The organism is Bradyrhizobium sp. (assembly GCF_035273305.1).
Taxonomy (GTDB): domain Bacteria; phylum Pseudomonadota; class Alphaproteobacteria; order Rhizobiales; family Xanthobacteraceae; genus Bradyrhizobium.
In genome coordinates, this window is the sequence record NZ_DATEPI010000156.1 from 1 (window position 1) to 2,739 (window position 2,739).

The 2,739-nt window shown below is 62.1% G+C and carries 3 protein-coding genes; 2 read left to right on the plus strand and 1 reads right to left on the minus strand.

The genetic code is table 11. The features are described from left to right. Positions 1 to 528, plus strand: a 528-nt coding sequence (locus tag VJV58_RS10875; protein ID WP_324137349.1) for an enolase C-terminal domain-like protein, incomplete at its 5' end; no start/stop codon positions are given. A 23-nt stretch (positions 529 to 551) separates the two neighbouring features. Here VJV58_RS10875 and VJV58_RS10880 read toward each other — a convergent pair. Next, complete coding sequence (locus VJV58_RS10880) at positions 552 to 1,742, minus strand: MFS transporter (protein WP_324137350.1); 1,191 nt, start codon at positions 1,740 to 1,742, stop codon at positions 552 to 554. A 27-nt stretch (positions 1,743 to 1,769) separates the two neighbouring features. Between VJV58_RS10880 and VJV58_RS10885 the strand changes: the two genes are divergently transcribed. Further along, positions 1,770 to 2,739: hypothetical protein (locus VJV58_RS10885; RefSeq protein WP_324137351.1), on the plus strand; the 970-nt coding region annotated here is incomplete at its 3' end.

Sequence of the window (2,739 nt, forward strand, 5' to 3'; positions counted from 1 at the left end):
GGCGACGGCGACGGCGAGCGGATCGCTGAAGTGCGGAAGGCGGCTCCCCAATCCGAACTCATCGTCGATGCGAACGAGGCGTGGACGTCGACCAATCTCGAGCGAAACCTGAGCGAGTGCGCGCGAGCCGGCGTCAGGCTGGTGGAACAGCCGCTTCCGGCCGGCGAAGATCACGCGCTTGCGAATATCCGCAGGCCCATGGCCATCTGCGCGGACGAAAGCGTGCACGATCGCGCTTCGCTGGAGGGACTGCGCGAACGTTACGACGCCATCAACATCAAGCTCGACAAAACCGGCGGCCTGACTGAGGCGCTTGCTATGACGGATGCGGCGCGAGCGTTGGGTTTTGAACTCATGGTAGGCTGCATGGTCGCCACATCGCTGGCGATGGCGCCGGCGATGCTGCTGACGCCATGGGCGCGCTTTGTCGACCTCGACGGCCCGCTGCTGCTGACGCGCGACCGCCGCGATGGATTGCATTACGAGGGCAGCACAGTTTATCCGCCCGAAGCCGCGCTATGGGGGTGATCGGGGACTTCCAATCGTATCAATCAGAACGGAGGTACGATCTCCTTCCGGATGCGATCGCGCGCCAGCCACATCACGACCGCTCCTGAGAGCGCCATGGCGCCCATCAAGTAATAAACCCGATCCCCGTACCGGGCGTAGATCACCCCGGACAGAATCGAGGCCGTCGAACTGATGATGCCGCTACACGCGGCGAAATAGCCCTGCCCTCTCGCCATCGAATGGGCCGGCACATGTCGAACTAACAGTCCCATAGTGCCGACTTGCGTGAGGCCGTAGGTGAACCCATGCGCCAATTGAACCACCGACAGCGCGGTTACCGAGGGCTCCTGGGCGGTTATCAACCAGCGCGCGAGGGCCACAAGGCCGCCGATCACCACCAGGGACGACGGCTGAAGCGTAAGTCGGGGTGAGACCGCAAACACCACGATCTCGGCAACCACTCCGATCGCCCAAAGCCCCGCAATGGTCACCCCGCCGAGGCCCGTCGCCTGCCAGCTGATGGACGCAAAAGTGTAGTACGCAGCGTGGCTGCCCTGAATCAGTGCCGCCGAAACGATCATGGCGAGAAATCCCGGATCGCGCAGCAGTGCCCCTTCATGGCTTCGCGCCGCGGACGCTGTTCTCGGATTGTCGAGCCGCTGCAAGCCGAGGCTGGCGAGCGCGCCAAGGCCACCCACGGCCGCGATGACCCAGATCAAGTGGAGCGCCGCGATGAAATCGACCAGCACGCCGCAAACCAGCGCGCCAACCACAAAGGCCGCGGATCCCCACAGCCGCAGCGGGCCGTAGTTGAGGCCAAACCGCGCGACGCCTCGCAATGCATAGGCGTCGGTCAGAGGCACCATGGGGGTCCACAGGCAGGCTGTCGCGGCATAGGCGATGAAAACCAGCAGCGGCTCATGACCCGTTCCGATCAGTGAAAATCCCATTGCAGTTGCAAAAGCCGTGACGATGAGGGCCGCGCGTAGCGATTGACGCCTTTCGGCAAGGCCGGTCACGAGTGGCAGGATCGTAAACCGGGTCACCGAAGGAACGGCGTTAATGATTCCAATCCAGGACGAGTCGATCCCGACCGCCTTCAGCCATACCGGAAAGAACGGCAGGTGGGTGCCGATCAGGCCAAACAGAGTGCCGTAGAACAGGGCCAGCCTGGCCGCGAATCGTTTCGAGGTCACCTGAGATGCGATGGGGATTACTGATTCGGGCGGCATCAAACCAATTGCGATTCGGTCGATATCATGATGATCGTTAGCCTAATGCGCGATGATTTGCGCAACGAGTTTGCAATGGCCGACGAAGTATTCGCCCTATCGCCGATCTCCGCCCGCGCGGTACTGCCCAGCGAGGAAGACTATGACGCGATCAGCCAGGCGTTTATGGAGACGTCACGCGGCCGCTGGTTTCTCGGCGAATACGCCAAGCGCAACCGCAACGCCGACACCCGCATGGTGCTCGACGCGGTGGCCCGGATTGAAGAAACACTCGCCGCGCAGAAGCAACCGACACCAGAAAACCTGCTGCCAGTCGCACTGACTTCCATTCGCGCCGCCGTCGAGCAGGCGGAAACGGCCATCAGCAGCGCGGTTGAGGGCCTCGAAATCGGGGAAAAATTAGCGACGGTGCATAAGGCGGCCCGGATCATCAGGGAAATTAGCTGGCGATGGCGAGAAATCGGCGCCGATGGGCGAATATGCGACCTGCTGGATTCCCAGGTCAGCGCCATTGAAAGCGCGTGCGGGCAAATCTCCGCGACAAGCCCCCAGGCCGATTTGAACGCCGCATTCGATCTGATCAGGGCTCGGATTGCTCAATTCGAGCAACGCGACGTCGTGGCCCCCGCGCAATTCGCCGCGGCGGTTGCCCAGCCGGTCTCTCCGAACGCTTCTACGGCGGCACAGGACCCAATGCCTGGTGTTGCCGCCGAAATCTCGCAAGAAGCAGCCGCGTCAAAGGACTTTGAAGCCGCGGCCACTATGGAGGCTGAGCCGGTTCCACAAACTGCTCAACCACCGGAAGTGATGGACGAGGTCGTCAAAGGGCCACCCCAAGCCGCCAGCGCGACCGCCGAGGACGCCGCTGATATGTCGTCTGAAGCAAACGATGAAAACGCTGAGCCTGCCGACGCTTACGACGACGCGTTACTGGATATGATAGCGATCGAAATGGCCGCGCCCGATTTTATGGATATCGAGCCGGAGGAAATGGAAA

What these genes read in the sequence shown, in the direction of transcription:
- VJV58_RS10880 (WP_324137350.1), bottom strand. Translation starts at nt 1,742, where the DNA reads ATGCCGCCCGAATCAGTAATCCCCATCGCATCTCAGGTGACCTCGAAA.